Below are 4,010 nucleotides of genomic sequence, written 5' to 3' on the forward strand. Positions count from 1 at the left end.
CGCTCGCCCGGGTGCCGGGCGCCGCGGCGTGGGCCCGGCGCTTCACCGAGACCACCGGGCCGCGGGCGCGGGCCGGTCACCGGGGCCGCGGCGCGGCGGACCGGTGGGTGCGCGGGTACCTGCGCCACGGGGCGCCGTCGGCCGTCAGCCTGTCGGTCGCCGGCGTCGCGGGGGCGTGCGGAGTCGACGCCGACGCCGTCCTGCACGACCTGCTCGTCGACGCCGTGGCGCTCGTCCGCGGCCACCGGGCGCCCACGGCGGCCCCCGCCCCGGAGCTCTGGGCGGAGGCCTGCCGCCTCAGCGCGGCGGGTCGTCGCTGAGCAGGGCCCTCAGCAGCGAGCGCACGCGAGGCAGGCCGGGCAGGTCCTCCAGCAGCACCGGGTCGCCGGAGGAGTCGCCCAGCGGCACCCGCCAGTTGGGGTACTGGTCGTAGGTCCCCGGCTGGTTCTGCGTGCGCCTCTCCCCCACCGCGTCCGGCAGCGAGACGCCGAGGAGACGGCTGGGCGCCGCCCGCAGCAGCCGGTGGAGGCCGTCGACGAGCTGGCGCTCCGTCGGGTCCTCCGGCACGAGCCCGCGCTCGGACAGCTGGGCCAGCACCGACGCGCGGTCGCGCTCGTCGACGCGCCGCTCCTCCTCGACGTCGCGGGTGAGCAGGCCCAGCCGGTCGCGCAGGTCGATGTGCTCGCCCGCCAGGTAGCCCGCCGTGGGCGGGAGGTCGTGCGTCGTCACGGTGGCCATGCAGAGCTCGCGCCACCGCTCGGGCGGCAGGGGCGCGCCGTCGCCGTCCCGCTCGAACCACAGCACGGACGTGCCCAGCACCCCGCGCTCGCGCAGGTGGTCGCGCACCCACGGCTCGACGACGCCGAGGTCCTCCCCGACGACGACGGCGCCGGCGCGCTGGGCCTCCAGCGCGAGGATGCCGACCATCGCCTCGTGGTCGTAGCGCACGTAGGTGCCGGCCTCCGGGCCGAGGCCCGCGGGCACCCACCACAGCCGGAAGAGGCCCATGACGTGGTCGACGCGGACGCCGCCCGCGTGGCGCAGGACGGTCCGGATCATGTCCCGGTACGGGGCGTACCCGAGCCGGGCGAGCCCGTCGGGCCGCCACGGCGGCTGGCTCCAGTCCTGCCCCTGCTGGTTGAAGGCGTCCGGCGGGGCGCCGACGGTGATGCCGCGGGCGAGGGCGGGCCCGAGCGTCCAGGTGTCGGCCCCCGTCGGGTGCACGCCGACGGCCAGGTCGTGGACGATCCCCAGCGCCATGCCGGCCCGCGTGGCGGTGCGCTGCGCGGCCTCGAGCTGGGAGTCGACGACCCACTGCAGCCACTCGTGGAAGCGGACGTCGTCGGCGACCTCCGTGACGAGCCGCTCCTGCTCGCGGCTGCCGTGGTCGTGCGCCCCCTGCGGCCACCGGGAGGACGGCAGGCCGTGGCGGTCGGCCAGGGCGCACCACGTCGCGAAGTCGGTGAGGCCCTTCCCCTCCCGCTCGCGGAAGGCGGCGAAGTCGGCCTCGCGGGCCGCGGTGCGGCCGGCGTCGAAGACGGTGCGCAGGGCGGAGCGCTTGGCGGCCCAGACGGCGTCCCGGTCCACGAGCGCACCGGCGGCCGAGGCGGCCCGCTGCTCCTCGGCCGCCCACTCCAGCAGCGCGCGGTCGGCGGAGGGCAGGTACGCCGTCTCGCGGACGTCCTCGACGCGGATGTACACGGGGTTGACGAAGCGCCGGGTCGTCGGCAGGTACGGCGACGGCTCCATGGGCGCCACGGGCTCCGCCGAGTGCAGGGGGTTGACGAGCACGAAGTCCGCCCCGTGCTCGCCGCCGCTCCAGCTCGCGAGCTCCGCGAGGTCGGCGGCGTCCCCCAGCCCCCAGGAGAGCCGGGAGCGCACCGAGTACAGCTGCACCATGAGGCCCCAGTGCTGACCGTCGCGCACGCCCGCGGGCAGCTCGAGCACGGACGGCGTCACGACGAGCGGGGCCGTGGCGGTGGGCTCGGCGTCGCCGGGCAGGTCGCCGACCCGCACCCGCAGCTCGTGCCAGCCGAGCGGGGTGTCGGCGGGGACGGCGAAGGTCGCGCGGCCGACGAGGGCGCCGTCGACCTCGCGCGGGTCGGTCCAGCGGTCCAGCTGGGCCAGCGGGACGGTGCGGCCGTCCTCCAGCACGGCCTCGCAGGCGACCGGCTGCCCGTGGGGCACGTGGACGGGCACCTCGCCGACGCGCCCGTCGCGGAGCACGACGACGGGCGGCAGCACGGCGCGCCAGGGGGCGAGGTCGACCTCGGCGAGCGCGGCCTCGACGGCGTCCTCGCCGTCCGCGTCGACGTCGAGGGCCGCGAGGACGGCGACGACCGTGCTCGCGGGCACGTCGAGGTGGTTCCCCTGCCAGTCGTCGTACTCGACGGCGACGCCGTAGCGGCCGGCGAGCTCCTTGAGGGCCGGCGAGGGCAGCGCCCCGTCGGCGGTGGCGGTGGCGTCGGGCATGGTGCTCCGTCCGGGGTGCGCGGGGGGCGGGTCGGACCGGCCGCGGGGTGGTCGCCGCGGGGGCGCGAGGGCGGCTCGGATCCTGCCAGAGCGGCCCCGGGTCGGCCCGGTGGCGACGGCCTCCGCGAGGGCCCGGCGGCCGCGCGGGCCGCCGCGGAGGGCGCACGACCTCCGACCAGAGGCTGACGACCCCGTCCGCCGCCCGCGGCTACGGTCGCCGGGTGAGCCCCCAGGACGCCCCCGAGCGGTACGCGGGCGCCGAGGCCGGACGCCGGCGGGGCGCCGGTCCGGACGTCGGCAGCGGCGCCCGCCGCCCCGCCGACCGTGACGTCGCCCCCGAGGTCGACCCAGACGTCGACCGCCAGTCGTGGACGGGGCCGCCGACCGTCGAGCCGCCCTCCGCGATCGAGCGGGCGGCCGCCTGGTCGAGGCGCCACCGGCGCGCCGTGGACGTCGGCACGACCGCCTTGCTCGCCCTCTTCCTCGTCGTCCCCGCCGGCGCGTCCACCGGCGCCACCGGGGCGGCGCCCTGGCTCCTGTCCCTGCTGCTCGTGGCGCCGCTCGCCTGGCGCCGGACGGCGCCGCGCGTCACCTTCGCCCTCGTCGTCCTGGCCGGGCTCCTCGTGCTCCTCGTCGGCGACTCCCGTGTGCCCGGCCTCGTCGCCGTCCTCATCACGGTCCACGCGGTCACCGCCTACGGCACCCGGCGCGACGGACGGCTCGTCCTCGTGACCGGCCTGCTCGCCTCCGGCGCCGCCGGGGCCCGCTTCGCCCTCTTCCCGGACGGTGCGCTCGGCTTGAGCGGCGACCCCGTCACCGCGGTGGCCATCACCGGCGCCCTCTCGCTCCTCGTCGTCGCCGCGTGGTCCATCGGCCAGCTCTCGCGGGTGCGCGTCTCGCACGAGGCGGCCCTCACCGAGCGCGCGCGACTCCTCGAGGCCGAGCGCGACCAGCAGGCCGTCATCGCGGCGGCCGCCGAGCGGGCGCGCATCGCCCGCGAGATGCACGACGTCGTCGCCCACTCCCTCGCCGTCGTGGTGGCGCAGGCCGACGGCGGGCGCTACGCCGCGCGCGCCGACCCGGCCGCCGCGGTCCGGGCGCTCGAGACCATCGCGGGCACGGGTCGGCAGGCGCTGGCGGACATGCGCGGGCTCCTCGGCGTCCTGCGCGAGGACGGGGCCGCCCGCCGCACGCCGCAGCCGGGGGCGGGCGACCTCGCGGACCTCGTGGAGGACCTGCGCGCGGGCGGCCTCGACGTCCGCCTGGAGGAGCACGGCGAGCGACGCCCCCTGCCGCCGAGCCCGGGGCTCGCCGTCCACCGCATCGCGCAGGAGTCGCTGACCAACGTCCTCAAGCACGCCGGCCCGCGGGCGAGCGCCGTCGTGCGCGTGCGCTGGCTCCAGGGCGCCGTGGCGCTGGAGGTCCTCGACGACGGGCGCGGGGCGGGCGCCGCCCCGGCCCCGCCCGGCGGGCAGGGCCTCGTCGGCATGCGCGAGAGGGCCGCGCTCACCGGCGGGTCGGTGGAGGCGGGCCCGGCC

Annotated in this window: 2 protein-coding genes and 1 pseudogene; 2 read left to right on the top strand and 1 reads right to left on the bottom strand. The window is 79.0% G+C overall.

Annotated features, from left to right (window positions below; translation table 11 throughout):
* Window positions 1–320, top strand: a pseudogene (locus HLB09_RS14110) (hypothetical protein); the annotation flags it as partial.
* On the opposite strand, the gene malQ reads toward HLB09_RS14110, so the two are convergent.
* A complete protein-coding gene (gene malQ / locus HLB09_RS14115) occupies window positions 298–2,472 on the bottom strand; it encodes a 4-alpha-glucanotransferase (RefSeq protein WP_171203979.1) in 2,175 nt (724 codons plus the stop codon). The pseudogene HLB09_RS14110 and the gene malQ overlap by 23 nt on opposite strands.
* Window positions 2,473–2,693: 221 nt before the next feature.
* Between malQ and HLB09_RS20120 the strand changes: the two genes are divergently transcribed.
* A partial coding sequence (locus HLB09_RS20120) for a sensor histidine kinase (protein WP_212771111.1) occupies window positions 2,694–4,010 on the top strand: 1,317 nt, incomplete at its 3' end.

Origin of the sequence: Pseudokineococcus marinus (genome assembly GCF_013004605.1) — a bacterium.
Taxonomy (GTDB): domain Bacteria; phylum Actinomycetota; class Actinomycetes; order Actinomycetales; family Quadrisphaeraceae; genus Pseudokineococcus; species Pseudokineococcus marinus.